The organism is Streptomyces sp. NPDC051219 (assembly GCF_040682335.1).
Classification (GTDB): domain Bacteria; phylum Actinomycetota; class Actinomycetes; order Streptomycetales; family Streptomycetaceae; genus Streptomyces.
Genome location: NZ_JBFBAS010000004.1, coordinates 55,134 through 81,414, shown reverse-complemented (window position 1 = coordinate 81,414; position 26,281 = coordinate 55,134). Strand labels below are relative to the sequence as shown.

General features: G+C 67.0%; 36 protein-coding genes. 2 read left to right on the top strand and 34 right to left on the bottom strand.

Annotation, left to right across the window (positions count from 1 at the left end; all coding sequences use genetic code 11):
- Positions 1 to 40: 40 nt before the first annotated feature.
- A complete protein-coding gene (locus AB0M62_RS07375; RefSeq protein WP_366073296.1) occupies positions 41 to 1,669 on the bottom strand; it encodes an ATP-binding cassette domain-containing protein in 1,629 nt (542 codons plus the stop codon).
- Positions 1,670 to 1,755: 86 nt separating this feature from the next.
- Between AB0M62_RS07375 and AB0M62_RS07370 the strand changes: the two genes are divergently transcribed.
- Positions 1,756 to 2,622: a hypothetical protein gene (locus AB0M62_RS07370; protein ID WP_366073132.1), complete on the top strand. Its 867-nt coding sequence runs from the start codon at positions 1,756 to 1,758 to the stop codon at positions 2,620 to 2,622.
- Here the strand turns inward: AB0M62_RS07370 and truA are convergent.
- The 31 genes from truA to rpsJ form a co-directional block, all read right to left on the bottom strand.
- Positions 2,593 to 3,450, bottom strand: coding sequence for a tRNA pseudouridine(38-40) synthase TruA (gene truA / locus AB0M62_RS07365; RefSeq protein ID WP_366073131.1), 858 nt, complete (start codon positions 3,448 to 3,450; stop codon positions 2,593 to 2,595). The genes AB0M62_RS07370 and truA overlap by 30 nt on opposite strands.
- A gap of 88 nt (positions 3,451 to 3,538) precedes the next feature.
- The gene (gene rplQ / locus AB0M62_RS07360; protein WP_254372703.1) at positions 3,539 to 4,045 is read right to left on the bottom strand and encodes a 50S ribosomal protein L17; all 507 of its coding nucleotides are present in this window, start codon (positions 4,043 to 4,045) and stop codon (positions 3,539 to 3,541) included.
- A 78-nt stretch (positions 4,046 to 4,123) separates the two neighbouring features.
- Positions 4,124 to 5,146 (bottom strand): DNA-directed RNA polymerase subunit alpha, encoded by a 1,023-nt coding sequence (locus AB0M62_RS07355; protein ID WP_010473911.1) that lies wholly within the window; start codon positions 5,144 to 5,146, stop codon positions 4,124 to 4,126.
- A 118-nt stretch (positions 5,147 to 5,264) separates the two neighbouring features.
- Positions 5,265 to 5,669, bottom strand: coding sequence for a 30S ribosomal protein S11 (gene rpsK, locus AB0M62_RS07350; RefSeq protein WP_003956432.1), 405 nt, complete (start codon positions 5,667 to 5,669; stop codon positions 5,265 to 5,267).
- A gap of 66 nt (positions 5,670 to 5,735) precedes the next feature.
- Positions 5,736 to 6,116, bottom strand: a complete 381-nt coding sequence (rpsM, locus tag AB0M62_RS07345; protein WP_254372702.1) for a 30S ribosomal protein S13 — start codon at positions 6,114 to 6,116, stop codon at positions 5,736 to 5,738.
- Between the two features lie 192 nt (positions 6,117 to 6,308).
- A complete protein-coding gene (gene rpmJ / locus AB0M62_RS07340; RefSeq protein WP_003956441.1) occupies positions 6,309 to 6,422 on the bottom strand; it encodes a 50S ribosomal protein L36 in 114 nt (37 codons plus the stop codon).
- A gap of 63 nt (positions 6,423 to 6,485) precedes the next feature.
- Positions 6,486 to 6,707, bottom strand: coding sequence for a translation initiation factor IF-1 (infA, locus tag AB0M62_RS07335; RefSeq protein ID WP_003956442.1), 222 nt, complete (start codon positions 6,705 to 6,707; stop codon positions 6,486 to 6,488).
- 140 nt (positions 6,708 to 6,847) lie between these two features.
- Entirely contained in the window at positions 6,848 to 7,684 is an 837-nt protein-coding gene (gene map / locus AB0M62_RS07330) for a type I methionyl aminopeptidase (protein WP_366073130.1), read from the bottom strand.
- A 97-nt stretch (positions 7,685 to 7,781) separates the two neighbouring features.
- Complete coding sequence (locus tag AB0M62_RS07325; RefSeq protein ID WP_366073129.1) at positions 7,782 to 8,441, bottom strand: adenylate kinase; 660 nt, start codon at positions 8,439 to 8,441, stop codon at positions 7,782 to 7,784.
- A complete protein-coding gene (gene secY, locus AB0M62_RS07320) occupies positions 8,441 to 9,754 on the bottom strand; it encodes a preprotein translocase subunit SecY (protein ID WP_366073128.1) in 1,314 nt (437 codons plus the stop codon). Before secY ends, AB0M62_RS07325 begins: the two co-directional genes overlap by 1 nt.
- Positions 9,755 to 10,007: 253 nt before the next feature.
- A complete protein-coding gene (gene rplO / locus AB0M62_RS07315; RefSeq protein WP_114037182.1) occupies positions 10,008 to 10,463 on the bottom strand; it encodes a 50S ribosomal protein L15 in 456 nt (151 codons plus the stop codon).
- 1 nt (position 10,464) lies between these two features.
- The gene (gene rpmD, locus AB0M62_RS07310) at positions 10,465 to 10,647 is read right to left on the bottom strand and encodes a 50S ribosomal protein L30 (RefSeq protein WP_005313525.1); all 183 of its coding nucleotides are present in this window, start codon (positions 10,645 to 10,647) and stop codon (positions 10,465 to 10,467) included.
- Entirely contained in the window at positions 10,647 to 11,249 is a 603-nt protein-coding gene (gene rpsE, locus AB0M62_RS07305) for a 30S ribosomal protein S5 (RefSeq protein ID WP_254372698.1), read from the bottom strand. Before rpsE ends, rpmD begins: the two co-directional genes overlap by 1 nt.
- Positions 11,250 to 11,295: 46 nt before the next feature.
- Positions 11,296 to 11,679, bottom strand: a complete 384-nt coding sequence (gene rplR, locus AB0M62_RS07300) for a 50S ribosomal protein L18 (RefSeq protein WP_366073127.1) — start codon at positions 11,677 to 11,679, stop codon at positions 11,296 to 11,298.
- 3 nt (positions 11,680 to 11,682) lie between these two features.
- Positions 11,683 to 12,222: a 50S ribosomal protein L6 gene (rplF, locus tag AB0M62_RS07295; RefSeq protein ID WP_366073126.1), complete on the bottom strand. Its 540-nt coding sequence runs from the start codon at positions 12,220 to 12,222 to the stop codon at positions 11,683 to 11,685.
- A gap of 21 nt (positions 12,223 to 12,243) precedes the next feature.
- A complete protein-coding gene (rpsH, locus tag AB0M62_RS07290) occupies positions 12,244 to 12,642 on the bottom strand; it encodes a 30S ribosomal protein S8 (protein ID WP_366073125.1) in 399 nt (132 codons plus the stop codon).
- A gap of 222 nt (positions 12,643 to 12,864) precedes the next feature.
- Positions 12,865 to 13,050 carry a type Z 30S ribosomal protein S14 gene (locus AB0M62_RS07285; protein WP_030368403.1) on the bottom strand — a complete coding sequence of 62 codons (186 nt, stop codon included), beginning with the start codon at positions 13,048 to 13,050 and terminating at the stop codon, positions 12,865 to 12,867.
- Between the two features lie 2 nt (positions 13,051 to 13,052).
- Complete coding sequence (gene rplE, locus AB0M62_RS07280; protein ID WP_366073124.1) at positions 13,053 to 13,613, bottom strand: 50S ribosomal protein L5; 561 nt, start codon at positions 13,611 to 13,613, stop codon at positions 13,053 to 13,055.
- Complete coding sequence (gene rplX / locus AB0M62_RS07275) at positions 13,613 to 13,936, bottom strand: 50S ribosomal protein L24 (protein ID WP_366073123.1); 324 nt, start codon at positions 13,934 to 13,936, stop codon at positions 13,613 to 13,615. The genes rplE and rplX overlap by 1 nt, the downstream gene beginning before the upstream one ends.
- A gap of 2 nt (positions 13,937 to 13,938) precedes the next feature.
- The gene (gene rplN / locus AB0M62_RS07270; RefSeq protein WP_003956455.1) at positions 13,939 to 14,307 is read right to left on the bottom strand and encodes a 50S ribosomal protein L14; all 369 of its coding nucleotides are present in this window, start codon (positions 14,305 to 14,307) and stop codon (positions 13,939 to 13,941) included.
- Between the two features lie 114 nt (positions 14,308 to 14,421).
- Complete coding sequence (rpsQ, locus tag AB0M62_RS07265; RefSeq protein ID WP_366073122.1) at positions 14,422 to 14,706, bottom strand: 30S ribosomal protein S17; 285 nt, start codon at positions 14,704 to 14,706, stop codon at positions 14,422 to 14,424.
- The gene (gene rpmC, locus AB0M62_RS07260; protein ID WP_254372693.1) at positions 14,706 to 14,930 is read right to left on the bottom strand and encodes a 50S ribosomal protein L29; all 225 of its coding nucleotides are present in this window, start codon (positions 14,928 to 14,930) and stop codon (positions 14,706 to 14,708) included. The genes rpsQ and rpmC overlap by 1 nt, the downstream gene beginning before the upstream one ends.
- A complete protein-coding gene (gene rplP, locus AB0M62_RS07255; protein WP_119286204.1) occupies positions 14,930 to 15,349 on the bottom strand; it encodes a 50S ribosomal protein L16 in 420 nt (139 codons plus the stop codon). Before rplP ends, rpmC begins: the two co-directional genes overlap by 1 nt.
- 5 nt (positions 15,350 to 15,354) lie before the next feature.
- A complete protein-coding gene (gene rpsC, locus AB0M62_RS07250; protein ID WP_366073121.1) occupies positions 15,355 to 16,197 on the bottom strand; it encodes a 30S ribosomal protein S3 in 843 nt (280 codons plus the stop codon).
- Positions 16,197 to 16,544 carry a 50S ribosomal protein L22 gene (rplV, locus tag AB0M62_RS07245; protein WP_004571827.1) on the bottom strand — a complete coding sequence of 116 codons (348 nt, stop codon included), beginning with the start codon at positions 16,542 to 16,544 and terminating at the stop codon, positions 16,197 to 16,199. Before rplV ends, rpsC begins: the two co-directional genes overlap by 1 nt.
- Before the next feature lie 41 nt (positions 16,545 to 16,585).
- Entirely contained in the window at positions 16,586 to 16,867 is a 282-nt protein-coding gene (gene rpsS / locus AB0M62_RS07240) for a 30S ribosomal protein S19 (protein ID WP_254372691.1), read from the bottom strand.
- A gap of 12 nt (positions 16,868 to 16,879) precedes the next feature.
- Positions 16,880 to 17,716, bottom strand: a complete 837-nt coding sequence (rplB, locus tag AB0M62_RS07235) for a 50S ribosomal protein L2 (RefSeq protein ID WP_366073120.1) — start codon at positions 17,714 to 17,716, stop codon at positions 16,880 to 16,882.
- Positions 17,717 to 17,755: 39 nt separating this feature from the next.
- A complete protein-coding gene (rplW, locus tag AB0M62_RS07230; RefSeq protein ID WP_366073119.1) occupies positions 17,756 to 18,088 on the bottom strand; it encodes a 50S ribosomal protein L23 in 333 nt (110 codons plus the stop codon).
- A complete protein-coding gene (rplD, locus tag AB0M62_RS07225; RefSeq protein ID WP_366073118.1) occupies positions 18,088 to 18,762 on the bottom strand; it encodes a 50S ribosomal protein L4 in 675 nt (224 codons plus the stop codon). Before rplD ends, rplW begins: the two co-directional genes overlap by 1 nt.
- Before the next feature lie 5 nt (positions 18,763 to 18,767).
- A complete protein-coding gene (gene rplC, locus AB0M62_RS07220) occupies positions 18,768 to 19,412 on the bottom strand; it encodes a 50S ribosomal protein L3 (protein ID WP_366073117.1) in 645 nt (214 codons plus the stop codon).
- Between the two features lie 14 nt (positions 19,413 to 19,426).
- Positions 19,427 to 19,735 carry a 30S ribosomal protein S10 gene (gene rpsJ, locus AB0M62_RS07215; protein WP_003948644.1) on the bottom strand — a complete coding sequence of 103 codons (309 nt, stop codon included), beginning with the start codon at positions 19,733 to 19,735 and terminating at the stop codon, positions 19,427 to 19,429.
- 883 nt (positions 19,736 to 20,618) lie between these two features.
- On the opposite strand from rpsJ, the gene AB0M62_RS07210 reads away from it, so the two are divergent.
- The gene (locus tag AB0M62_RS07210) at positions 20,619 to 22,580 is read left to right on the top strand and encodes a PIG-L family deacetylase (RefSeq protein WP_366073116.1); all 1,962 of its coding nucleotides are present in this window, start codon (positions 20,619 to 20,621) and stop codon (positions 22,578 to 22,580) included.
- A gap of 210 nt (positions 22,581 to 22,790) precedes the next feature.
- Here AB0M62_RS07210 and tuf read toward each other — a convergent pair whose 3' ends face one another.
- Entirely contained in the window at positions 22,791 to 23,984 is a 1,194-nt protein-coding gene (gene tuf, locus AB0M62_RS07205; protein ID WP_366073115.1) for an elongation factor Tu, read from the bottom strand.
- Positions 23,985 to 24,131: 147 nt separating this feature from the next.
- Entirely contained in the window at positions 24,132 to 26,261 is a 2,130-nt protein-coding gene (gene fusA, locus AB0M62_RS07200) for an elongation factor G (protein ID WP_366073114.1), read from the bottom strand.
- Positions 26,262 to 26,281: the final 20 nt, after the last annotated feature.

Genomic DNA, 26,281 nt, shown 5'->3' with positions numbered 1-26,281 from the left:
TGCCGACACGAACCAAGCCGTCACCGCGTGCGCTCCGCCGCTACCGGGTGCGCTCGACCCGCCGCTCGTCCCACACCGGCTCGGCGGTCTCCCGTACGACCCCGTCCGAGCCGAACACGAGATACCGGTCGAAGGACTTCGCGAACCAGCGGTCGTGCGTCACGGCCAGCACCGTGCCGTCGTACACCTCCAGGCCGTCCTGCAAGGCCTCCGCCGACTCCAGGTCCAGGTTGTCCGTCGGCTCGTCCAGCAGCAGGGCGGTCGTGCCCGCCAGCTCCAGCAGCAGGATCTGGAATCGCGCCTGCTGACCGCCCGAGAGTTTCTCGAACAGCTGGTCGCCCTGTCGCTCGAGCTCGTACCGCCGCAGCACGGACATCGCCCCGCCGCGGTCCTTGGCGTGCTCGGTCCACAGGATGTCGACCAGCGTCCGCCCCAGCAGTTCCGGATGGGCGTGGGTCTGCGCGAAGTGACCGGGCACCACCCGGGCGCCCAGTTTCCACTGCCCCGTATGGGCCACCGGCTCTCCCGCCAGCAGTCGCAGGAAGTGCGACTTTCCGGAGCCGTTCGACCCCAGCACCGCGACCCGCTCTCCGTAGAAGATCTCCAGGTCGAACGGTTTCATCAGGCCCGTCAGCTCGAGCTGCGCACACGTCACGGCCCGCACGCCCGTGCGCCCGCCGCGCAGCCGCATGGTGATCTCCTGCTCACGCGGCGGCTCCGGCGGCGGACCGGCCTCCTCGAACTTCTTGAACCGTGTCTGCATGGCCCGGTAGCGGGAGGCCATGTCGGGGCTGATCGCCGCCTGGTTCCGCAGCCGCAGCACCAGCGCCCGCAGCCGCGCGTGCTCCTCGTCCCAGCGCCGCTTCAGCTCCTCGAAGCGCGCGAAACGCTCCTTGCGCGCCTCGTGGTACGTGGCGAAGCCGCTGCCGTGCACCCACACATCGCTGCCCGCGGCCCCCGGCTCCACGCTCACGATCTTCTCGGCCGACCTGGCCAGCAGCTCCCGGTCGTGCGAGACGAAGAGCACCGTCTTGCGGGTCTCCTTCAGCCGCTCCTCGAGCCACCGCTTCCCCGGTACGTCCAGGTAGTTGTCCGGCTCGTCGAGCAGCAGCACCTCGTCCGGTCCGCGCAGCAGCGCCTCCAGCACCAGCCGCTTCTGCTCGCCTCCGGAGAGCGTCCGCACCTGGCGCCACTGCGCCTTCTCGTACGGCACGCCCAGCGCGGCCGTCGTACAGATGTCCCAGAGCGTCTCGGCCTCGTACCCGCGCACCTCGGCCCAGTCGCTGAGCGCCTGGGCGTACGCCATCTGCGCCGCCTCGTCGTCCCGGGCCATGATGGCGTGCTCGGCCTCGTCGACGGCGTTGGCCGCCTCCAGGATCCGCGGCTGCGCGACCGACACCAGCAGGTCCCGGACCGTGCGCTCATCCCGCACCGATCCCACGAACTGGGGCATCACCCCCAGACCGCCGCTGACCGTCACGCTCCCGCCGTGCGGCTGCAACTCCCCGGAGATCAGCCGCAGCAGTGTCGTCTTGCCGGCACCGTTCGCCCCCACGAGGGCGACCACGGCCCCCTCCCCCACGCGGAACGAGGCATCCCCGAGGAGCACCCGCCCGTCCGGGAGGTAGTACTCCAGATGCCCGGCTTCGAGATGTCCCATGGTCCGCATTGTCACCGCAGGCACCGCCCTCACCCAACCCAATTCTGTATCGCCCCGGGGACAGGCCCCCGGCCCACGGCCGTAGACTGCGCCGCATGAGCTTTGGGCAAGGGGGGCCTTCGTGGGGCTCCGGGGGACCGCAGGAACCGTTCGGATCGAACACTCCGGACTGGGCCGCGCTGGCAGACGCCTCCGCCGCGCGCAACCGCCGCAAGAAATTCCTCTGGATCGGCGGCGGCGCGCTGGCGACAGCCGCGATCGTCGGCATCGTGGCGACCGCGATCGTGTCCACGAACAGCGGCAACAGCCGGAACGACAAGGCCGCGACCGAGCTGCCCGCTCCGGAGGAGCTGCCGAGCAACACCGCGCAGCCCGGCCCGTCCTTCTCCTCCGTCGCGCCGCCGCCCCCGCCCGACCCGCACGACTTCATCTCCAGCTCGAAGAAGGACAAGGCGCCGCTCAGCGCGGCCGGCCTGTACCCGGGCAAGAAGCTCACGATGGGCGACCGCGTCTACGCGAAGGGCCCGACCAGCCGCACCACCGGCTGCTCCTCGGCCACCCAGGGCGCGCTGGGGGCGGTCCTGGCGAACAACGGCTGCGCGCAGGTCATCCGCGCCACCTACACCAGGGAGGGCGTGGCCGTCACCGTCGGCGTCGCGGTCTTCGACACCGAGGCCCAGGCCGAGAAGGCCAAGGAGCAGGCGAGCGGCGGGCTCGCCTCGCTCTCCGGCTCGGGTGTCCCGACGTTCTGCCGCGGCGGGGCGGTCTGCCGCAAGACCACCAACTCCTACGGCCGGTACGCCTACTTCACCGTAGGCGGCTTCACCAACGGCAAGAACGTCACCAAGGGCGACAGCGCGGTCTTCCAGGCGGGCGACGACCTCGCCGAGTTCACCTTCCAGCAGATCGTGCAGCGCGGCCGCAGCCAGGCCTCAGCAGCAGCCGGCAGCAGCGCCGGGTAGCGTCCGCACGTTACGGGCCTCACGGCTGCGCGCGGCCAGCAACTCGTTTGCCGGGTAGCCGACTTCCTCCAGCGTCAGGCCGTGCGGCCGTACGACGTGTACGGCGGGGTCCCGTACGCCCGCGGCCAGCACCCGGCCCGGCCAGTCCGCCGGCCGGTGCCCGTCGCCGACGTACAGCAGCGCGCCGACCAGCGAGCGGACCATGTTGTGGCAGAACGCGTCGGCCCGCACGGTGGCGGTGATGATCCCGTCCGTCCCTCGCTCCCAACCGAGCTGCTGGAGCGTACGGATGGTCGTCGCGCCCTCGCGCTTCTTGCAGTAGGCGGCGAAGTCGTGCTCCCCCAGCAGCTGCTGCGAGGCCGCGTTCATCGCGTCCACGTCCAACGGCCAGTTGTGCCACAGCACATGACCGCGCCTCAGAGGATCGACGCCGCCCTTGTGGTCGCCGACCCGGTACGCGTACCGGCGCCAGATCGCCGAGAAGCGCGCGTTGAAGCCCGCCGGCGCCTCGGCCACCTTCCACACCCGAACATCGTGCGGCAGCCGCCCTGCGAGCCGCCTCAGCAGCTTGTCCGCGTGCTCGGCCCAGACGGCCTCCGGAAGGTCGGCCTGGGCCACCTGCCCACGCGCGTGGACGCCCGCGTCCGTACGTCCCGCGACGGTCAGCTCCACCGGGTCGGGCAGCCGCATGACGGTCTGCAGCGCGGACTCCAGCTCGCCCTGCACGGTGCGCCGCTCCCGCTGCTTCGCCCAGCCCGAGAAGTCCTTCCCGTCGTACGAAAGGTCCAGCCGCACCCGTACGAAACCGGGCTGCACTTCGTCACTCACCCTGCGATCCTCTCGAACCTCTCCACACCAGAACGGGCCCGCACCGCCCCGAAGGGTGATGCGGGCCCGGCCAGTGGTCTCAGAACGCTCAGGCGTCCTTGGACTCCTCGGCAGCAGCCTCGGCGGGCTTGGCGTCCTCGACGGTCTCGGCCGGAGCCTCGTCCTTCTTGAGGGCGTCTTCCTTGACCGCACGCTTGGTCGCGGCCTCGGCCTCACCGGTGGCCTGCTGGGCCACGGTCAGCGCCTCGACCAGCTCGATGACCGCCATCGGGGCGTTGTCGCCACGACGGTTGCCGATCTTCGTGATGCGGGTGTAACCACCGGGGCGGTTCTCGTACCGCGGGGCGATCTCGGTGAACAGCGTGTGCACGATGCTCTTGTCCGTGATCGTCTGCAGCACCAGGCGACGGTTGTGGATGTCGCCCTTCTTCGCCTTGGTGATCAGGCGCTCGGCGACCGGACGCAGGCGGCGGGCCTTGGCCTCGGTCGTGGTGATGCGGCCGTGCTCGAACAGCGACTTCGCGAGGTTCGCGAGAAGCAGACGCTCGTGCGCGGCGCTGCCGCCCAGACGGGCACCCTTGGCGGGCTTCGGCATGTGTTACTCCTTCATATCTGCACCGGCCGTATCAGGTACCGGTGTCAGTTCCGGCTGGACGGTTGCCCAGCCGAAGTTTCAGTACTGCTCGGTCTCGACGAAACCGGCGTCCGCGTCGTCGTCGGCGCCGAAGGCGTCCGCGGCGGCGGTCGGGTCGAATCCGGGCGGGCTGTCCTTGAGCGCCAGGCCCATGCCGGCCAGCTTCGCCTTGACCTCGTCGATCGACTTCGCACCGAAGTTGCGGATGTCGAGCAGGTCGGCCTCGGAGCGGGCGACGAGCTCACCCACGGAGTGGATGCCCTCGCGCTTGAGGCAGTTGTACGAACGGACCGTGAGCTCGAGCTCCTCGATCGGCAGCGCCAGATCGGCGGCGAGCGCGGCGTCCGTCGGGGACGGGCCCATGTCGATGCCCTCGGCGTCGATGTTGAGCTCGCGGGCCAGACCGAACAGCTCGACCAGGGTCTTACCGGCGGACGCCATGGCGTCACGCGGGCGCATGGCCTGCTTGGTCTCGACGTCGACGATCAGCTTGTCGAAGTCGGTGCGCTGCTCGACTCGGGTCGCCTCGACCTTGTAGGTGACCTTGAGGACCGGGCTGTAGATGGAGTCGACCGGAATACGGCCGATCTCCTGGCCCAGCTGCTTGTTCTGCACGGCGGAGACGTAGCCGCGGCCGCGCTCGACGGTCAGCTCCATCTCGAGCTTGCCCTTGCCGTTCAGCGTGGCCAGGACCAGGTCCGGGTTGTGGACCTCGACACCGGCCGGCGGGGCGATGTCGGCAGCGGTGACCAGGCCGGGGCCCTGCTTGCGCAGGTACATCACGACCGGCTCGTCGTGCTCCGAGGAGACGACCAGCTGCTTGATGTTCAGAATGAGGTCGGTGACGTCCTCCTTGACGCCCGGCACGGTGGTGAACTCGTGCAGGACACCGTCGATCCGGATGCTGGTGACAGCAGCGCCGGGGATCGAGGAGAGGAGCGTACGGCGCAGGGAGTTACCGAGGGTGTAGCCGAAGCCCGGCTCCAGCGGCTCGATCACGAACCGGGAGCGGTACTCGTCGACGACCTCTTCGGTCAGCGAGGGACGCTGAGCGATAAGCATGATGGAAATCCTTCAGTTGTGGGCGCCCACTATTTGACGCCCGCTTGTACTGCAAGGGTACGGGCGGCACGGCACCGAAGCGCCGTACCGCCCGAAAAACCGAACCCCGCGAGAGGGGTCAGACGCGGCGGCGCTTCGGCGGGCGGCAGCCGTTGTGCGGGGTGGGGGTGACGTCCTGGATCGAGCCGACCTCGAGGCCGGTGGCCTGGAGGGAGCGGATCGCGGTCTCACGGCCGGAGCCGGGACCCTTGACGAAGACGTCGACCTTGCGCATGCCGTGCTCCTGCGCGCGGCGGGCGGCCGACTCGGCAGCCATCTGCGCGGCGAAGGGAGTGGACTTGCGCGAGCCCTTGAAGCCGACGTGGCCGGCGGAGGCCCAGGAGATCACGTTGCCCGAGGGGTCGGTGATCGAGACGATCGTGTTGTTGAACGTGCTCTTGATGTGGGCGTGCCCGTGAGCGACGTTCTTCTTTTCCTTGCGGCGCACCTTCTTGGCTGCGCCCTGACGGCCCTTAGGAGGCATGTCTTTACTCCTGCGTGGAGGTGGTCGGTCCTACAGCGAAGACCGCTGAACAGCGTCCGCTGAGGACTACTTCTTGCCCGGCTTCTTCTTACCGGCGATGGCGCGACGCGGGCCCTTGCGGGTGCGAGCGTTGGTGCTGGTGCGCTGACCGTGGACCGGCAGGCCACGGCGGTGACGGAGACCCTGGTAGCAGCCGATCTCGACCTTGCGGCGGATGTCGGCCTGGATCTCGCGACGGAGGTCACCCTCGGTCTTGAGGTTGGCGTCCACGTACTCGCGGATCTTGACCAGGTCCTCTTCGGCCAGGTCACGAACGCGGGTGTTCGGGTTCACACCAGTGGCGGCGAGAGTCGCCTTCGACTGGGTGCGGCCGATGCCGAAGACGTAGGTGAGTGCGACCTCCACACGCTTTTCGCGCGGGATGTCAACACCGGAAACGCGTGCCATTCAATGGCTCCTGTGTGTTCGGGGGTCTTCCGCAGAACCACTCCCGGCCGCCGACCTCACTGTGAGAGAGGTGGTACGTCCGGGTCCCCGGCCCCCGCCGGAGGTGTCGTCAGCCGTGGCTTGGACGGGTTCTGCGTATGTACGAATTGCTATGCGTCGCGCGAAGAACTGCGAGGTACAGGTGGTCGTGCGTCAGCCCTGGCGCTGCTTGTGGCGCAGGTTGTCGCAGATGACCATGACCCGGCCGTGACGGCGGATCACCTTGCACTTGTCGCAGATCTTCTTGACGCTCGGCTTGACCTTCATGGGATGTCAGGTTCTCCGGGTCAGTGCCACCACCCACGCCGAAGCGGGATGTGGGGACAAGATCTACTTGTATCGGTAGACGATCCGGCCACGCGTCAGGTCGTACGGAGAGAGCTCCACCACGACCCTGTCATCGGGGAGGATGCGGATGTAGTGCATACGCATCTTGCCGCTGATGTGCGCGAGGACCTTGTGACCGTTCTGGAGTTCCACCTTGAACATGGCGTTCGGGAGGGACTCGATCACGGTGCCCTCGATTTCGATGGCACCTTGCTTCTTGGCCACGCTTCGCCTTTCGAATCGGCTACCTTGATCAGCTCCCCCGCAGACATGCGGACGCACGGATGCACGGGAGCCGACGAGTCAGTCTACGTCAGGGCATCCTGAAAGACGAATCGGGAAAGTCTGCCCCACACGACAGATCGTTAAGCAAGAGGGTCCGGCGCCGCCGTGATTCCGTACTCGGCGAGCTTCGCCCTGCCGCAGTCGGGGGCGGTCAGCACCAGCGGGCCCTCTTCGGTGAGGGCGATCGAGTGCTCCCAGTGCGACGACCAGGTGCCGTCCGTGGTGATGACGGTCCAGTCGTCGGCGAGCACCTCGGTCTCCGGTGTGCCGAGGCTCACCATCGGCTCGATGGCCAGGCACACACCCGGACCGAGCTTGATGCCCTTGCCGCGCTTGCGTGTGACGTAGTTCAGCAGATGCGGGTCCATGTGCATCTCGGAGCCGATCCCGTGGCCGCCGTAATCCTCGATGATCCCGTACTTGCCGGTGGCCGGCCGGGGCTGGCGGCGGATGTACGACTCGATCGCCTTGGAGATGTCGACCAGCCGGTTGCCGTTCTTCATCGCCGCGATGCCGGCCCACATCGACTCCTCGGTCACCCGGGAGAGCTCGACCAGCTCGGGGGCGTGGCCGGTGCCGACGAAGGCGGTGTACGCGGCGTCGCCGTGCCAGCCGTCGATGATCGCGCCGGCGTCGATGGAGATGATGTCGCCGTCCTTGAGGACGGTCTTGTCGTCCGGGATGCCGTGGACGACGACTTCGTTGACCGAGGTGCAGATGGTGGCCGGGAAGCCGCCGTAGCCGAGGAAGTTCGACTTGGCGCCGTGGTCGGCGAGGACCTTGCGGGCGACCTCGTCCAGATCTTTCGTGGTGGCGCCGGGAACGGCCGCCTCGCGGGTCGCCGCATGGATAGCGGCGACGACCAACCCCGCCTCGCGCATCTTCGCGATCTGCTCCGGGGTCTTGATCTCCACCATGGCCATTTGCCTTCCGCGTCCGTCGTATCTTTGCTCAACAGTACGGCCGCGGCGTCCATCGGACACCGCGGCCGGACTATTGGTACTGCGGTACTGCTCAGCCCTTGGCGGGCTTCTTCAGAGCGTCCATCGCCCGCTGCGTCACTTCCGCCACGGGGCCGAGCGCAGAGATCGTCGACACAAGATCCTGCTGCTTGTAGTAGTCGATGATCGGCTCGGTCTCACGGTGGTAGACGTCGAGACGGTTGCGGACCGTTTCCTCGCTGTCGTCGCCCCGCTGGTAAAGCTCGCCCCCGCACGTGTCGCACACGCCGTCGGCCTCGGGCTTCTTGTACTCGACGTGGAAGGTGTGCGAACTGTCCTTGCGGCAGGTACGGCGGCCGGCGATGCGCTTGACGACCTCTTCCTCGGGAACTTCGAGGTCGAGCACGCCGTCGAGGGCGATGCCCTTCTCGGCGAGGTACCTGTCGAGCGCCTCCGCCTGGCGCACATTCCGCGGAAAACCGTCCAGCAGGAAGCCGTCGGCGGCGTCCGGCTGCTCGAGCCGGTCCTGCGCCATCCCGATGGTCACCTCGTCAGGGACCAGGTTCCCGGCGTCCATGTACGCCTTCGCCTGCTTGCCGAGCTCAGTGCCCTGACTGATGTTGGCGCGGAAGAGGTCGCCCGTGGAGATGTGCGGGATCGACAGGTTTTTGGCAAGGAACGCGGCCTGCGTTCCCTTGCCGGCACCAGGCGGCCCGACGAGGACGATTCGCATCAGCGGAGGAACCCTTCGTAATTGCGCTGCTGGAGCTGGCTCTCGATCTGCTTCACGGTCTCCAGTCCCACACCCACGATGATGAGGATGCTCGTCCCGCCGAAGGGGAAGTTCTGGTTCGCGCCGAAGCCCGCCAACGCCATCGTCGGCACGAGAGCAATCAGACCCAGGTACAGCGACCCCGGCCAGGTGATCCGGTTGAGCACGTAGCTCAGGTACTCAGCAGTAGGTCGGCCAGCCCGGATGCCCGGGATGAACCCACCATACTTCTTCATGTTGTCCGCGACTTCGTCGGGGTTGAACGAGATCGCCACATAGAAGAAGGCGAAGAACACGATCAACAGGAAGTACGTGGCGATGTAAATCGGCTTGCCGTCGACGAAGTTCTGCTGGATCCAGGCCGACCAGCCCGTGGACTTGTTGCCACTGAACTGAACGATCAGCATCGGGATGAAGAGCAGCGACGAGGCGAAGATGACGGGAATCACACCCGCCTGGTTCACCTTCAACGGAATGTACGTCGATGTACCTCCGTAGGACCGGCGACCGATCATGCGCTTCGCGTACTGCACCGGGATGCGGCGCTGTGCCTGCTCCACGAAGACCACCAGGGCCACCATGGCGAGCCCCACCAGAATCACGATGCCGAACTCGACCCAGCCATCGGCGATCTTGCCCTGCAGCTTGATGGCCCACAGCGCGCTCACGAAGCCGGCGGCGATCGAGATGAACATCAGGATCGACATGCCGTTGCCGATACCGCGGTCCGTGATCAGCTCGCCGAGCCACATGACCATCGCCGTACCCGCGGTCATCGTGATGACCATCGTGACGGTGACGAAGATCGACTGGTCGGGCACGATCTCGGTGGCGGCCGGGCAGCCCTGGAACAGCGCGCCGCTGCGGGCGGTGGCCACCAGGCCGGTGCCCTGCAGGATCGCGAGGGCGATCGTCAGATAACGCGTGTACTGGGTGATCTTCGCGGTGCCGGACTGTCCCTCCTTCTTGAGGGCCTCCAGCCGCGGAATGACCACGGTCAACAGCTGCAGGATGATGCTCGCCGTGATGTACGGCATGATGCCGAGCGCAAAGATCGTGATCTGAAGCAGCGCGCCACCGCTGAACAGGTTGACCAGACCCACGAGGTTGTTGCCGGACTGGGCCTGGTTCACACAGATCTGTACATTCTCGTAGCTGACACCGGGAATCGGGACATGGGCCCCGAGCCGGAACAGCACGATGATGCCGAGTGTGAAGAGCAGCTTCTTGCGCAGGTCGGGCGTCTTGAACGCCCGGGCGAACGCGGTGAGCACGGTGCCTCCTGCGACCCCCGCGCTACTGCGTCAGAGGTGACGGTCTTGAGGATCGACGAATACGAATCAATCAAAATCCGCGCGATCCAAGTCAGCAGACCGCGCAGTCCGGGAGCCGGGGCCCCCTTGAATACAGCAACAGTGCACGCCACCTTACCGGCGACCATGCCCACGTAGGAACGACCAACCGGGGATGCCCCTTTTGGGAGGCATCCCCGGTCGGTGTTTCTAGCTTTCAGCCATCGAACTCGTCTCAGACGAGCTCGGTGACGGTGCCGCCGGCAGCGGCAATCTTCTCCTTGGCGGAGCCGGAGACGGCGTCAACCGTCACCTGCAGCGCCACGGAGATCTCGCCCTGGCCCAGGACCTTGACGAGGCTGTTCTTGCGCACCGCGCCCTTGGCGACCAAGTCGGCCACCGTGACCTCTCCACCCTCGGGGTAGAGAGCGCCGAGCTTGTCCAGGTTCACGACCTGGTACTCGGTGCGGAACGGGTTCTTGAAGCCCTTGAGCTTCGGGAGACGCATGTGGAGGGGCATCTGCCCACCCTCGAAGCGCTCCGGAACCTGGTAACGGGCCTTGGTGCCCTTGGTACCACGACCTGCGGTCTTACCCTTGGACGCCTCACCACGACCCACACGGGTCTTGGCGGTCTTGGCGCCCGGGGCAGGACGGAGGTTGTGGACCTTCAGCGGGTTCTGCTCCGCCATGTCAGTCGACCTCCTCAACCGTCACGAGGTGGCGGACGGTGTGCACCATGCCGCGGAACTCGGGACGGTCCTCCTTGACAACTACGTCGTTCAGGCGCTTGAGCCCGAGCGAACGCAGGGTGTCGCGGTGGTTCTGCTTGCTGCCGATGTACGACTTCGTCTGCGTGATCTTGAGACGGGCCATTACGCACCCGCTCCCGCACGTGCACGAAGCAGAGCCGCGGGGGCGACGTCCTCGAGCGGCAGACCACGGCGGGCCGCGATCTCCTCGGGACGCTGCAGGCCCTTGAGGGCCGCCACGGTCGCGTGCACGATGTTGATCGCGTTGTCGGAGCCCAGGGACTTCGACAGGATGTCGTGAACGCCGGCGCACTCGAGCACCGCGCGCACCGGGCCACCGGCGATAACACCGGTACCGGGGGAAGCCGGCTTGAGCAGGACGACGCCCGCAGCCTTCTCGCCCTGGATCGGGTGCGGGATGGTGCCCTGAATACGCGGAACCTTGAAGAAGTTCTTCTTGGCCTCTTCCACGCCCTTGGCGATGGCCGCGGGAACTTCCTTGGCCTTGCCGTATCCGACACCTACGGTGCCGTCACCGTCGCCCACCACGACCAGCGCGGTGAAGCTGAAGCGGCGACCACCCTTGACAACCTTGGCAACGCGGTTGATCGCGACAACGCGCTCAACATAGGCGGTCTTCTCGGCGGCAGGGCCACCGTCGCGACCCTTCCGGTCCCGCCGCTCGCCGCCACCGGCACCGCTTCCGCGGCGCTGGGGTCCAGCCATTGGATTTACCTCTCTCTGTTACGTCCGTTAGTCCCGGAACCGGGGCTTAGAACTTCAGCCCGGCTTCGCGGGCGGCGTCAGCCAGAGCGGCAATGCGCCCGGCGTACCTGTTGCCACCACGGTCGAACACGACGGCCTCGACGCCGGCGGCCTTGGCGCGCTCGGCGACCAGGGAACCGACCTGCTGGGCCTGGGCGCTCTTGTCACCCTCGCCGCTACGGATCGAGGTGTCCAGGGTCGACGCCGACGCGAGCGTGTGGCCCGCGATGTCGTCGATGACCTGGGCCACGATGTGGCGGTTGGAGCGCGTCACGACCAGGCGCGGACGCTCCGGCGTACCGGAGACGTGCTTGCGCACGCGGATGTGGCGACGCTTGATGGCAGCGCGCTTGTACGCGTCACCCTTGGCGATCTTTACACCGTATGCCATGGCTTACTTACCCGCCTTTCCGACCTTGCGGCGGATGACCTCGCCCGCGTACTTGACGCCCTTGGCCTTGTACGGGTCGGGCTTCCGCAGCTTGCGGATGTTGGCGGCGACCTCGCCGACCTTCTGCTTGTCGATGCCCTCGACGCTGAGCTTGGTCGGGGACTCAACCTTGAAGGTGATGCCCTCGGGGGCCTCAACGACGATCGGGTGGCTGTAGCCCAGGGCGAACTCCAGGTTGGAGCCCTTCGCCTGGACGCGGTAACCGACACCGCTGATCTCGAGCGCCTTGCTGTATCCCTGGGTCACGCCGGTGATCATGTTCGCCACCAGCGTGCGGGACAGGCCGTGAAGGGCCTTGTTCTGACGCTCGTCGTTCGGGCGGACCACGTTCAGAACGCCGTCCTCACCCTTGGTGACCTCGATCGGAGCGGCAACGGTGTGGGAGAGGGAACCCTTGGGGCCCTTCACCGCAACCGTGCGACCGTCGATGGTGACGTCCACACCGGCGGGAACCTGGATGGGGAGCTTGCCGATTCGCGACATTAGCTTTTCCTCCGTTCCCGACTACCAGACGTAGGCGAGGACTTCCCCACCTACGCCCTTCTTGCTGGCCTGCTGGCCGGTCAGGAGACCGTGGGACGTGGAGATGATCGCCACGCCCAGGCCGCCGAGGACCTTCGGCAGGTTGGTGGACTTCGCGTACACGCGCAGACCCGGCTTCGAAATCCGCTTGATGCCGGCGATCGAGCGCTCGCGGTTCGGGCCGAACTTCAGCTCGAGGACGAGGTTCTTGCCGACCTCGGCGTCCTCGACCTTCCAGCCGGTGATGAAGCCCTCCTGCTGGAGGATCTCCGCGATGTGCGACTTGATCTTGCTGTGCGGCATCACGACGGTGTCGTGGTACGCCGAGTTCGCGTTACGCAGACGCGTGAGCATGTCTGCGATGGGATCAGTCATGGTCATGAATTGGCCTTCGGCCTCTCTCGCCGGGGTTTCCTGTATGCGCCATCCCTCTCCCCGATCAGTGTCGGGACGGGTGCGGTGCGGGGACCTACGGCGTAGTAAGTCGGTCAGGGCGGCGGGCGCCCAACCCCGCAAGCCTACGGCATGCGAGGGCGGGCTCCCGCCGACCAGATACTTACCGAGAGCCTCTGGAAATCCGTACGCCCAAAGGGCAGTACTGGATTACCAGGAGCTCTTGGTCACGCCCGGCAGCTCGCCACGGTGAGCCATCTCACGAAGGCACACGCGGCACAGGCCGAACTTGCGGTACACGGAGTGCGGACGGCCACAGCGCTGGCAGCGGGTGTACGCGCGCACACCGAACTTGGGCTTGCGGGCGGCCTTAGCGATCAGAGACTTCTTCGCCACGGTCAGTTCTCCTTGAACGGGAAGCCGAGGTGACGAAGGAGGGCACGACCCTCGTCGTCGTTGGTCGCCGTGGTGACCACGGTGATGTCCATGCCCCGGACCCGGTCGATCTTGTCCTGGTCGATCTCGTGGAACATGACCTGCTCCGTGAGACCGAAGGTGTAGTTGCCACGGCCGTCGAACTGCTTCGGCGACAGGCCACGGAAGTCACGGATACGCGGCAGCGCGAGCGACAGCGTACGGTCCAGGAACTCCCACATGCGGTCACCGCGGAGGGTGACGTGGCAGCCGATCGGCTGACCCTCACGCAGCTTGAACTGCGCGATGGACTTGCGGGCCTTGGTGACGGCCGGCTTCTGGCCGGTGATCGTGGTGAGGTCGCGGATGGCGCCATCGATCAGCTTGGAGTCGCGGGCGGCGTCGCCCACACCCATGTTGACCACGATCTTGACCAGGCCGGGGACCTGCATGACGTTCTCGTAGGAGAACTCCTCACGCAGCTTGCCGGCGATTTCCTCGCGGTAGCGCAGCTTGAGGCGCGGCGCGTTGGTGGTGGCAGTCATCAGATGTCCTCACCGGTCCGCTTGGCAACGCGGATCTTGTTGCCCTCGTCGTCAAAGCGGTAGCCGACGCGGGTGACGACCTTCTTGCCGTCCTTCTCCACAACCAGCTGAACGTTGCTGACGTGGATCGGGGCCTCGGTCGTCACGATGCCACCGGTCTGCGAACCACGAGCGGTCTGGCCGGCCTTGGTGTGCTTCTTGACCCGGTTGACACCCTCGACGAGGACGCGGTTCTCAGTAGGGATGGCCACGATGACCTTGCCCTGCTTGCCCTTGTCCTTACCGGTGATGACCTGAACCAGGTCGCCCTTCTTGATCTTCATGCTTACAGCACCTCCGGCGCGAGCGAGATGATCTTCATGAACTTCTTCTCGCGCAGCTCACGGCCCACCGGGCCGAAGATACGGGTGCCGCGAGGGTCGCCGTCGTTCTTCAGAATGACGGCGGCGTTCTCGTCGAAGCGGATGTACGAGCCGTCCTGACGACGACGCTCCTTGACGGTGCGAACGATGACCGCCTTGACGACGTCACCCTTCTTCACGTTGCCACCGGGGATCGCGTCCTTGACGGTGGCGACAATGACGTCACCGATGCCCGCGTAGCGGCGACCCGAGCCACCGAGAACACGGATGCAAAGGATTTCCTTGGCACCAGTGTTGTCGGCGACACGCAGTCGCGACTCCTGCTGGATCACGTCTATCTCCTGATTGTCTGCCGGTTCCCGGCAGGGGCTTCACTGTGCTTGTGCAAGCGAGTGAAGCCCCTGCCGAGCCTGGCGGAACCGACTTGAGGGAAACCCCTCAAGTAATTACTTGGCCTTCTCGAGGATCTCGACGACGCGCCACCGCTTCGTCGCGGACAGCGGCCGGGTCTCCATCAGGAGAACGCGGTCGCCGACGCCCGCGGCGTTGGCCTCGTCGTGCGCCTTGAGCTTGTTCGTACGGCGGATGACCTTGCCGTACAGCGCGTGCTTGACGCGGTCCTCGACAGCGACGACGACGGTCTTGTCCATCTTGTCGCTGACGACCAGACCCTCACGGGTCTTGCGGAAACCGCGCTGCTCAGTCGTCTCAGTCACATTCTTCTCGCTCATCAGGCGCTCTCCACCGTCTCGATGCCCAGCTCGCGCTCACGCATCAGGGTGTAGATCCGGGCGATGTCCTTACGGACGGACTTGAGCCGGCCGTTGTTCTCGAGCTGCCCGGTCGCCGCCTGGAAGCGGAGCTTGAACAGCTCTTCCTTCGCCTCGCGAAGCTTGATGACGAGTTCCTCGTCATTAAGCTCACGCAGCTCGGTCGCCTTGATACCGGCCGCCATCACGACTCACCTGCCTCGCGCCGAACAATCCGGCACTTCATCGGAAGCTTGTGAGCAGCGCGGGTAAGCGCCTCACGAGCAATCTTCTCGTTCGGGTAGGACAGCTCGAACATCACCCGACCGGGCTTGACGTTCGCGATCCACCACTCGGGAGAACCCTTACCGGAACCCATGCGGGTCTCGGCAGGCTTCTTGGTGAGCGGACGGTCCGGGTAGATGTTGATCCAGACCTTGCCGCCACGCTTGATGTGGCGGGTCATCGCGATACGAGCAGCCTCGATCTGGCGGTTCGTCACGTACGCCGGGGTCAGCGCCTGGATGCCGTACTCGCCGAATGCGACCTCAGTGCCACCCTTCGCCATACCGCTGCGCTTGGGGTGGTGCTGCTTGCGGTGCTTGACCCTACGAGGGATCAGCATGTCGGTCAGGCCTCCGTTCCAGTGCTCTCAGCCGGAGCAGCGGCGGCGGGAGCCTCGGCCTTGGGGGCCTCGGCAGCCGGCGCGGACTGCTGCGGCTTGCGGCCGCGGCCGCCACGCTCGCCACCACGACCACCACGGCCACCGGCCGGACGGTCGCCCGCGCCACCACGGGCCGGGCGGTTACCCGCACGGGCCGCAGCGTTCTCGGCGCGGACTTCGGCGATGTTCTTGACGTCGCCCTTGTAGATCCAGACCTTCACGCCGATACGGCCGAAGGTCGTCTTGGCCTCGAAGAAGCCGTAGTCGACGTTCGCGCGGAGCGTGTGCAGGGGCACACGGCCCTCGCGGTAGAACTCCGAGCGGGACATCTCGGCGCCGCCGAGACGGCCACCGCACTGGATCTTGATGCCCTTGGCGCCGGCCTTCATCGTGCCCTGCATGCTCTTGCGCATGGCGCGACGGAAGGAGACGCGGGAGGAGAGCTGCTCGGCAACGGCCTGAGCAACCAGCTGAGCGTCCATCTCGGGGTTCTTGACCTCGAGGATGTTCAGCTGGACCTGCTTGCCCGTCAGCTTCTCGAGGTCGCCGCGGATGCGGTCGGCCTCGGCGCCACGGCGGCCGATGACGATGCCGGGACGCGCGGTGTGGATGTCCACCCGCACGCGGTCACGGGTGCGCTCGATCTCAACCTTCGAGATGCCGGCGCGCTCCATGCCGGACGTCATCATCCGACGGATGGCGACGTCTTCCTTGACGTAGTCCTTGTACAGCTTGTCGGCGTACCAACGGGACTTGAAGTCCGTGGTGATACCGAGCCGGAACCCGTGCGGGTTTACCTTCTGGCCCATTACCGGGTTCCTTCCTTGCTGCTGACGACCACGGTGATGTGGCTGGTCCGCTTGCGGATCCGGTAGGCACGGCCCTGAGCACGCGGACGGAACCGCTTCAGGGTCGGGCCCTCGTCGACGTACGCCTCGCTGATGACCAGCGAGGAGGCGTCCGTGTGGTCGTAGTTGTGCGCGGCGTTGGCAATGGCGCTGTCAAGCACCTTGCCGACCGGCACGCTGGCGGCCTGCGGGGCGAAACGCAGGACCGCCTGGGCCTCCGTGGCATCCATGCCACGGATGAGGTCCACCACGCGGCGGGCCTTCATGGGCGTGACGCGGATGTACCGCGCCTGGGCCCTGGCTTCCATGGTTGTCCCTTCGGTGTCGTTCATAGTCTTCGCACCCCGCCTTAGCGGCGCTTCGACTTGCGGTCGTCCTTGACGTGGCCGCGGAAGGTGCGGGTCGGCGCAAACTCGCCGAGCTTGTGGCCGACCATGGACTCGGTGACGAACACCGGGACATGCGTCTTGCCGTTGTGCACCGCGATGGTGTGACCCAGCATCGCCGGGATGATCATCGAGCGACGGGACCAGGTCTTGATGACGTTCTTGGAGCCGGCTTCGTTCTGTACGTCCACCTTCTTGATGAGGTGGTCGTCGACGAAGGGCCCCTTCTTGAGACTGCGCGGCATCTAAACCCGCTCCTAGCGCTTCTTGTTCGTCTTGCGGCGGCGGACGATGTACTTGTTGGACGCCTTCTTCGGCGAACGAGTACGACCCTCCTTCTGACCCCACGGGCTGACCGGGTGGCGACCACCGGAGGTCTTGCCCTCACCACCACCGTGCGGGTGGTCAACCGGGTTCATCGCGACACCGCGGACGGTCGGGCGAACGCCCTTCCAGCGCATACGGCCGGCCTTGCCCCAGTTGATGTTCGACTGCTCGGCGTTGCCGACCTCGCCAACAGTGGCGCGGCAGCGGACGTCGACAAGGCGGACCTCACCGGACGGCATACGCAGGTGGGCGTACTGGCCCTCCTTCGCCAGCAGCTGCACGGAAGAACCGGCAGAGCGGGCGAACTTGGCGCCACCACCGGGACGGATCTCGATCGCGTGGATCGTGGTACCGACCGGGATGTTGCGGAGCGGGAGGTTGTTGCCCGGCTTGATGTCGGCGCCAGGGCCGTTCTCAATCCGGTCGCCCTGGCTCAGCTTGGCCGGGGCGATGATGTAGCGCTTCTCGCCGTCTGCGTAGTGCAGAAGCGCGATGCGCGCGGTGCGGTTCGGGTCGTACTCGATGTGCGCGACCTTGGCCGGCACGCCGTCCTTGTCGTGACGACGGAAGTCGATCACTCGGTAGGCGCGCTTGTGGCCACCGCCCTGGTGGCGAACGGTCACACGACCGGCGTTGTTACGGCCGCCCTTGCTGTGCAGAGGGCGGACCAGCGACTTCTCCGGCGTGGACCGCGTGATCTCGACAAAGTCGGCGACGCTGGAGCCACGACGGCCCGGGGTCGTCGGCTTGTACTTGCGGATACCCATTTCTCAGTCCTCGTCCGATTCCGGACGACTAGGACTCCGTTAGGAGACCTGGCCGCCGAAGATGTCGATACGGTCGCCCTCGGCAAGGGTCACGATGGCGCGCTTGGTGTTGGCGCGCTTGCCGAAACCGGTGCGGGTGCGCTTGCGCTTGCCCTGACGGTTGATCGTGTTGACCCCGGTGACCTTGACCGAGAAGACCGCCTCGACGGCCTGCTTGATCTGGGTCTTGTTGGCACGCGGGTCGACGACGAACGTGTACTTGTTCTCGTCCAGCAGCGCGTAGCTCTTCTCGGAGACCACCGGCTTGACCAGAATGTCACGGGGGTCCGTGTAGGTCTTGCTGGTGACGACCGCTGCAGTTGCCTCGCTCATCAGGCGTCGCTCCCTTCGAGCTCAACCTCGGAGGCGACGGCCTTGGCAGACACTGCCGGACCGGCCACGAAGGACTCGAAGGCAGCCTGCGTGAAGACCACGTCGTCAGAGACGAGCACGTCGTACGTGTTCAGCTGGCCCGGCTCCAGGAGGTGCACCTGGGGCAGGTTGCGGGCGGAAAGCCACGCGGCCTCGTCGGCCCGCTCGACGACCAGGAGCACGCGGGGGCGCTCGCTGATCTTGCCCAGCAGGTTCTTCACGGCCTTGGTGGAAACCGCACCGTCGACCACGCCGGAGACGACGTGGATACGGCTGTGGCGGGCCCGGTCGCTGAGGGCACCGCGCAGGGCGGCGGCCTTCATCTTCTTCGGGGTCCGCTGCGAGTAGTCACGCGGCGTGGGGCCGTGGACAACGCCACCGCCGGCGAACTGCGGCGCACGGGTCGAACCCTGGCGCGCGCGGCCGGTGCCCTTCTGGCGGTAAGGCTTGCGGCCACCGCCTCGGACCTCGCCACGACGCTTGACCTTGTGCGTGCCCTGACGGGCGGCGGCCAGCTGCGCCACGACGACCTGGTGGATCAGCGGGATGCTGACCTTGGCGTCGAAGATCTCGGCCGGGAGCTCTACCGTCCCGGACTTGTCGCCGGAGGGCGACAGAATGTCAATGGTGCTCATAGTCCTCAGACCCCCTTGGCCGCAGTGCGGACGAGGACGAGGCCGCCGTTCGGACCGGGAACCGCGCCCTTGATGAGGAGCAGGCCCTTCTCCGCGTCAACCGCGTGGATGGTCAGGTTCTGGGTGGTGACCCGCTCGTTGCCCATGCGGCCCGCCATGCGCATGCCCTTGAACACGCGACCAGGGGTGGCACAGCCACCGATGGAGCCGGGCGAGCGGTGCTTGCGCTGGGTACCGTGACCGGCGCCGAGGCCCTTGAAGTTGTGACGCTTCATGACACCGGCGAAGCCCTTGCCCTTGCTCTTGCCCGTGACGTCGACCTTGACGCCGGACTCGAACACCTCGGCAGTGATCTCCTGGCCGAGCGAGTACTCGCTGGCGTCGGAGGTACGGAGCTCCACCAGGTGGCGGCGCGGGGTCACGTCGGCCTTGGCGAAGTGGCCCTTGAGGGGCTTGTTCACCTTGCGCGGGTCGATCTCGCCGAAGGCGATCTGGACCGACTCGTAGCCGTCGATGTCGTTCTTGCGGACCTGGGTAACGACGCAGGGCCCGGCCTTGACGACGGTCACCGGGACGACACGGTTGTTCTCGTCCCAGACCTGGGTCATGCCGAGCTTCTCGCCCAGGACGCCCTTGATCTGCTTAGCCATCTTCTCCGCGCCTCTCAGAGCTTGATCTCGATGTCAACGCCGGCCGGAAGGTCCAGGCGCATCAACGAGTCAACGGTCTTGGGCGTCGGGTCGAGGATGTCGATCAGGCGCTTGTGCGTGCGCATCTCGAAGTGCTCGCGCGAGTCCTTGTACTTGTGCGGCGACTTGATGACGCAGTACACGTTCTTCTCAGTGGGCAGCGGCACCGGGCCCGCGACCGACGCACCAGTGCGAGTCACCGTCTCGACGATCTTCTTCGCCGAAGAGTCGATGACCTCGTGGTCGTAGGCCTTGAGCCGGATGCGGATCTTCTGTCCCGCCATGGCTACTAGTAGTCCTGTCTCTCGAAACGCTCTGGAACCCGGCACGCTGTGCTGATCACCAGCACCGCTCCCCCTCCGACCCACGCGGTCGGGCGTGTCGCACTCCCTCCAAAGCAATTTCCGAAGAAATTCCCTGCCAAGGGGGTGCGGGCCATTGACCACGCATCGGGGGAAGAACACCCACCGAGTGCCTGGCTGGTACCCCGCTGACACTTCCCGGAAGATTCCCGTACGTCCGCCTCAGTGCTGCCCAGGAGGCAGATAAGGCGACGAGTACTGTGGGACTCGCTTCCGGTCCTCCCGGCGGGAGGCGCGCAGCATCGGCACTCAACCGAGCAACCTGGTCAGTGTGCCATATGGGGCACACCGCGCGCCAATCGCGGCCGGAGAGATTACCCCGCGGGGGTTGCGTGTCAAGCCACGCCACCCCCCAGGCCCCGGTCCGCTGCGCTCGCACGTCCGTGCAGAAACGACCATGCCGCAGATCACCTCGGCTCCGCACGCCGGGCGACGGGGTCCGGACCTCGCCCCTCAGCACAGGGCCTCTGCCGGCCGAGCCATGGACAGCCCACCGCCACCGCCTCACCGCGCTGCTGCCACCGCCGCTGCCGGTCCTTCCGCGCGTCCCGCCATCGGTTCGGCCGGACCCGTTGCAGACGTGCGACGGCTGCGAGCGCGCCGCGGGCGCATCGCACGTCTGACCAGGGTCGTCGCCCACGGCGTGCCGCTCGTCACAGTGGCCCTTTCGAGCGGTATACGGGGCAACCTTCGCGCCCGTTTCTTCGTCAAGCAGCACGGATCATAGGAACGCAGCCCGGGGGGACCGTCCGCTGCGGTGTGGCTGACGGGGGAAACAGCGGTGCGCGCTTCACGGGGTTCCGGTATGTCCAGACGGCTTCTGCTGGCCTCGGCCGCCGCCGTCGCCGGTCTCACCGCCACCGGCTGTACGGCGCCCGCTCCCCGATACGCGGGCCCCACCGCCGACCCGGCGCCCGGCAAGCCGATCGCACTCTCGCGCACCGCCCTGCTCATGCAGATCCTCGCCCACCCGGACGACGACCTGTACTTCATGAACCCGGACACCCAGCGCTGCCTCGACGCCGGGGTGCCCCTGGTCTGCGTGTACGTCACCGCGGGCGAGGCCGACGGGGTCAACAGGATCCCCGGCGAGCCGCGCCCGGCCGCCGACAGGACCGCCTACTCCTCCGCCCGCCATCAGGGCCTGCGACAGGCATACGCCACGATGCTCGGCCTCCCCCCGTTCACCGCGTGGCGCAAGACCGTCGTCACCCTGCGCGGCGGCCTGCGGGCCGAGACCAACACCCTCGCGAACGGCCGCCGGGTGGTCGAGCTGGTCTTCCTCAACCTCGCCATGCACACCCCGCAGGGACGGATGGGCCTGCCGGCCCTCTGGAAGGCCAGGGGCCTTTCGCTGCGGACAGTGGTGGCCGACGACTCGCCGCTGCGCGAGACCGGATCGTACGACCACGACGACCTCACCGGCGCACTCGCCGGTCTGATGGACCGGCACCGGCCGACCGTCATCCAGACACTGGACCCCGACCCCGACCTCCAGCACAGTGACGACGCCACCCGCCGCAGGGACAGCGAGCAGCCGGGCTACTCCGACCACGCCGACCACACCGCGGTGGCGCTGTTCGCCTGGAAGTCGATGGCCCGCTGGGTCGCCGAGAGCACCGAGCGGGGCGACGACGTCCCGCCTTTCGTCGCCACGGCCTACCGCGGCTACTACAACCGCCACTGGCCGAAGAACCTGCCGGAGCGGGTGCTGCTGGAGAAGGCCGGCCACCTCGTCCCGTACGGCGGCCACCCCGACTGGGACTGCGGCAACGCGGCCAGCTGCGGCGACTACAACGTCGGCCAGGGCCGTCCCCTGACCAACCACAAGGGCTGGGTCCGTTCGACCCACTACCGCCATCCCGGCCCGCGTACCGCCGTGGCCACCGAACCGGACGGGCGGCTCGTGGCGTACGGCGTACTCGGGCTGCGCGCCGTGCGCTGGCGCGAGACCGCACCGGGCAGCGGGGAGTGGGCCGCGCCCGACGACCTCGGGGGCGGACCGCTGGGGCCGGTGCTCGGCGCGGCCACGCTGAAGGACGGCAGGCAGTTGCTGTTCGCGCTGCGCTTCGCGTCGCTCGGTGGCCGCGGCGGACCGGGCCGCCGAGAGATCGTGCTTCTCGAACAGCGGGCTCCGGGCGGGCACTTCAGCGCGTGGACCGGCCTGGGCAATCCGGAGAGGCAGAAGGACCGGGGGCGTCGCATCGGCTCCCCCGTGGCCGTCGCCGCGTCCGACGGCCGGGTCCATCTGTTCGTACGCAACGCGGACAAGGGCATCAGCACCCGCGTGCGCGCCGCGGACGGCGGCTGGGGTGCGTGGCAGGACCTCGGAGGCGACGAGATCCAGGACGGATTCGCGGCCGTGGCCGACCGGGCCGGCGCCGTCCATGTCTTCGCATCCGGCCTGGACACCGTGCATCACTGGGTGGACGGCGTTCTGCGGCAGGAACCGGCGCTGAGGTCCCCGGGCGACTCGCCCACCGCGGTACCGGTTCCGGGCGGCGCCGGCGTCGACGTCGTCTACCGCAAGCCCGCCACGAACCGGGCCACGACGGTACGGATCGGTGGCGCGGCGGGCCCGGCCGCCGGTCCGGTACTGCTCGGCAAGGACGACCTGGGCCACGTACAGCTACGGCTCGCCGGGAAGGTGCTGAGCCGGACGACCGGCCCGGTGGCCCTGACGGGCGCGGTGCTGCACCACGGTCCGCAGGGCCCACTGGTGGTGGGCCTCGGCCCGGACGCGGCGCCGTGGCTCTGGCGGCCCTGAACACCCGTACGTGCTGATTCCCGCTGCCGCGCTGCCTCCGCGGCCCCGGGGCCGCGTACCCGGTGACTCCCTGGCTCCCCTGACCCGCCGCACCCGATCCCGTCATGCCCTTGCTCTCCCGACAGGGCGAGCAAGCCGAAGGGCCCCGGTCCGCCGAGAACGGCGGGCCGGGGCCCTTCAGTCGAAGCAGATGCTCCGGGGAGCGTCAGGTCACTTGGTGATCTTGGTGACCTGGCCGGCGCCCACGGTCCGGCCACCCTCACGGATGGCGAACTTGAGGCCTTCCTCCATGGCGACCGGCTGAATCAGCGCGACCGTCATCTCGGTGTTGTCGCCCGGCATGACCATCTCGGTGCCCTCGGGGAGGGTCACGACGCCGGTCACGTCCGTGGTACGGAAGTAGAACTGCGGGCGGTAGTTGTTGAAGAAGGGGGTGTGACGACCACCCTCGTCCTTCGACAGGATGTAGGCCTGGGCCTCGAACTCGGTGTGCGGCGTGACCGAACCGGGCTTGATGATGACCTGGCCGCGCTCGACGTCCTCGCGCTTGATGCCACGGAGGAGCAGACCGACGTTCTCACCGGCCTGGCCCTCGTCGAGCAGCTTGCGGAACATCTCGATGCCGGTGACCGTGGTGGTGGTCTTCTCCTGCTTGATGCCGATGATGTCAACGGTCTCGTTGACCTTCAGGACACCACGCTCGATACGACCGGTGACGACCGTACCGCGACCGGTGATCGTGAAGACGTCCTCGACGGGCATGAGGAACGGCTTCTCGGTGTCACGCGGCGGGGTCGGGATCGACTCGTCGACGGCGGCCATCAGGTTCAGGACCGTCTGGCCCCACTCCTTGTCGCCCTCGAGCGCCTTGAGCGCCGAGACCTTGACGACCGGAACGTCGTCGCCCGGGAAGTCGTACTCGGAGAGGAGCTCACGGACCTCGAGCTCGACGAGCTCCAGGATCTCCTCGTCGTCCACCATGTCGGCCTTGTTCAGGGCGACAACGATGGACGGCACGCCGACCTGGCGGGCCAGGAGCACGTGCTCCTTGGTCTGCGGCATCGGGCCGTCGGTGGCGGCGACCACGAGGATGGCGCCGTCCATCTGCGCCGCACCCGTGATCATGTTCTTGATGTAGTCCGCGTGACCGGGGCAGTCGACGTGCGCGTAGTGACGCGACTCGGTCTGGTACTCGACGTGCGCGATGGAGATGGTGATACCGCGCTGGCGCTCCTCAGGAGCCTTGTCGATCTGGTCGAAGGCCGAGGCCTCGTTCAGGTCCGGGTACGCGTCATGCAGCACCTTGGTAATGGCGGCCGTGAGGGTCGTCTTACCGTGGTCAATGTGACCGATGGTGCCGATGTTGACGTGCGGCTTAGTCCGCTCGAACTTCGCCTTCGCCACTGTGGTCCTCCTGGAGTGGTTCTGTACGCCTTACTCATCGGCGCCAGGTGATCTTTGCTGGGATGCCGGCCCCCCGGGGCATCCGTCGCGGTCTGCGTGGATGCCCCGGAGATCCGGTGACAAGCCTAAAGCGTGTACTCGGGAGAGTTACTCGCCCTTGGCCTTCGCGATGATCTCCTCGGCGACGTTCCGGGGAACCTCGGCGTAGGAGTCGAACTGCATCGAGTAGCTTGCGCGACCCGAGGTCTTGCTGCGGAGGTCGCCGACGTAGCCGAACATCTCCGACAGCGGAACCAGGCCCTTGACGACCCGGGCACCGCTGCGCTCCTCCATGGCCTGAATCTGACCACGGCGGGAGTTGAGGTCGCCGATGACATCGCCCATGTAGTCCTCGGGCGTGGTGACCTCGACGGCCATCATCGGCTCAAGAAGCACGGGGGACGCCTTGCGGGCACCCTCCTTGAACGCCTGCGAACCGGCGATCTTGAAGGCGAGCTCCGAGGAGTCCACCTCGTGGTAGCCGCCGTCGAGAAGGGTGACGCGGACGCCCACCATCTCGTAGCCGGCCAGGATGCCGAACTGCATGGCCTCCTGCGCACCGGCGTCCACCGAGGGGATGTACTCCCGCGGGATACGGCCACCGGTGACCTTGTTCACGAACTCGTAGGACGCGTCGCCGCCCTCGAGGGGCTCCAGCGCGATCTGCACCTTCGCGAACTGACCGGTACCACCGGTCTGCTTCTTGTGGGTGTAGTCAATACGCTCGACGGTCTTGCGGATCGTCTCGCGGTACGCGACCTGCGGCTTGCCGACGTTCGCCTCGACGCGGAACTCGCGCTTCATGCGGTCGACAAGCACCTCGAGGTGAAGCTCGCCCATACCACCGATGATGGTCTGGCCGGTCTCCTCGTCCGAGTGAACCTGGAAGGAGGGGTCCTCCTCCGAGAGCCGCTGGATGGCGACACCCAGCTTCTCCTGGTCACCCTTGGACTTGGGCTCGATCGCGACCTGAATGACCGGCGCCGGGAAGTCCATGGACTCCAGGATGACCGGCTGCTTCTCGTCGCACAGCGTCTCACCGGTGGTGGTCTGCTTCAGGCCCATGACGGCGATGATGTCGCCGGCGCCCACCGAGGCGATCTCCTCACGCTTGTTCGCGTGCATGCGGTAGATCTTGCCGATGCGCTCCTTCTTGCCCTTGACCGAGTTCAGCACGGAGCTGCCGGCCTCGAGGCGGCCCGAGTAAACCCGGACGAAGGTGAGCTTGCCGAGGTGCGGGTCGCTCATGATCTTGAAGGCGAGGCCCGAGAACGGCTCGTCGTCCGACGGCTTGCGCTTGACGACCCCCTCCGGGTCCTTGACGTCGTGGCCTTCGATGGCCTCGACGTCCAGGGGAGACGGCAGGTAGCGCACGACCGCGTCGAGCAGGGGCTGAACGCCCTTGTTCTTGAACGCGGTACCGCAGAACACGGGGGTGACGGTGACGGAGTCCTTGCCGCCCTTGGATGCGAGGGTGATGCGGCGGATGGCCGCGATCAGCTGCTCCTCGGTGGGCTCCTGGCCCTCGAGGTACAGCTCCATCATCTCGTCGTCGTTCTCCGAGACGGCCTCGAGCAGCTTGCCGCGCCACTCCTCGGCAGCCTCGGTGTGCGTGGCCGGGATGTCGACGACGTCGTACATCTCGCCCTTGGCGGCCTCGGCGGACCAGACGAGCGCCTTCATCTGGACGAGGTCGACCACGCCCTTGAAGTCCGCCTCTGCTCCGATCGGCAGCTGCATGACCAGCGGAACCGCACCGAGGCGGTCGACGATCATGTCGACGCAGCGGTGGAACTCGGCGCCGGTGCGGTCGAGCTTGTTGACGAAGCAGATACGCGGCACGCCGTAGCGGTCCGCCTGACGCCAGACAGTCTCGGACTGCGGCTCGACGCCCGCGACACCGTCGAACACGGTGACGGCGCCGTCGAGGACGCGGAGCGAACGCTCCACCTCGACGGTGAAGTCGACGTGACCCGGGGTGTCGATGATGTTGATGGTGTGGTCAACATCGTTGAGCGGCCAGTGGCAGGTCGTCGCGGCCGACGTGATGGTGATGCCGCGCTCCTGCTCCTGCTCCATCCAGTCCATCGTGGCAGCGCCGTCGTGGACTTCACCGATCTTGTAGCTCACACCGGTGTAGAAGAGGATCCGCTCAGTGGTGGTCGTCTTGCCCGCGTCGATGTGGGCCATGATCCCGATGTTGCGGACCTTGGCCAGGTCAAGCGAAGTGGTGGCCATAAGGCTCAATCTTCTCTCGG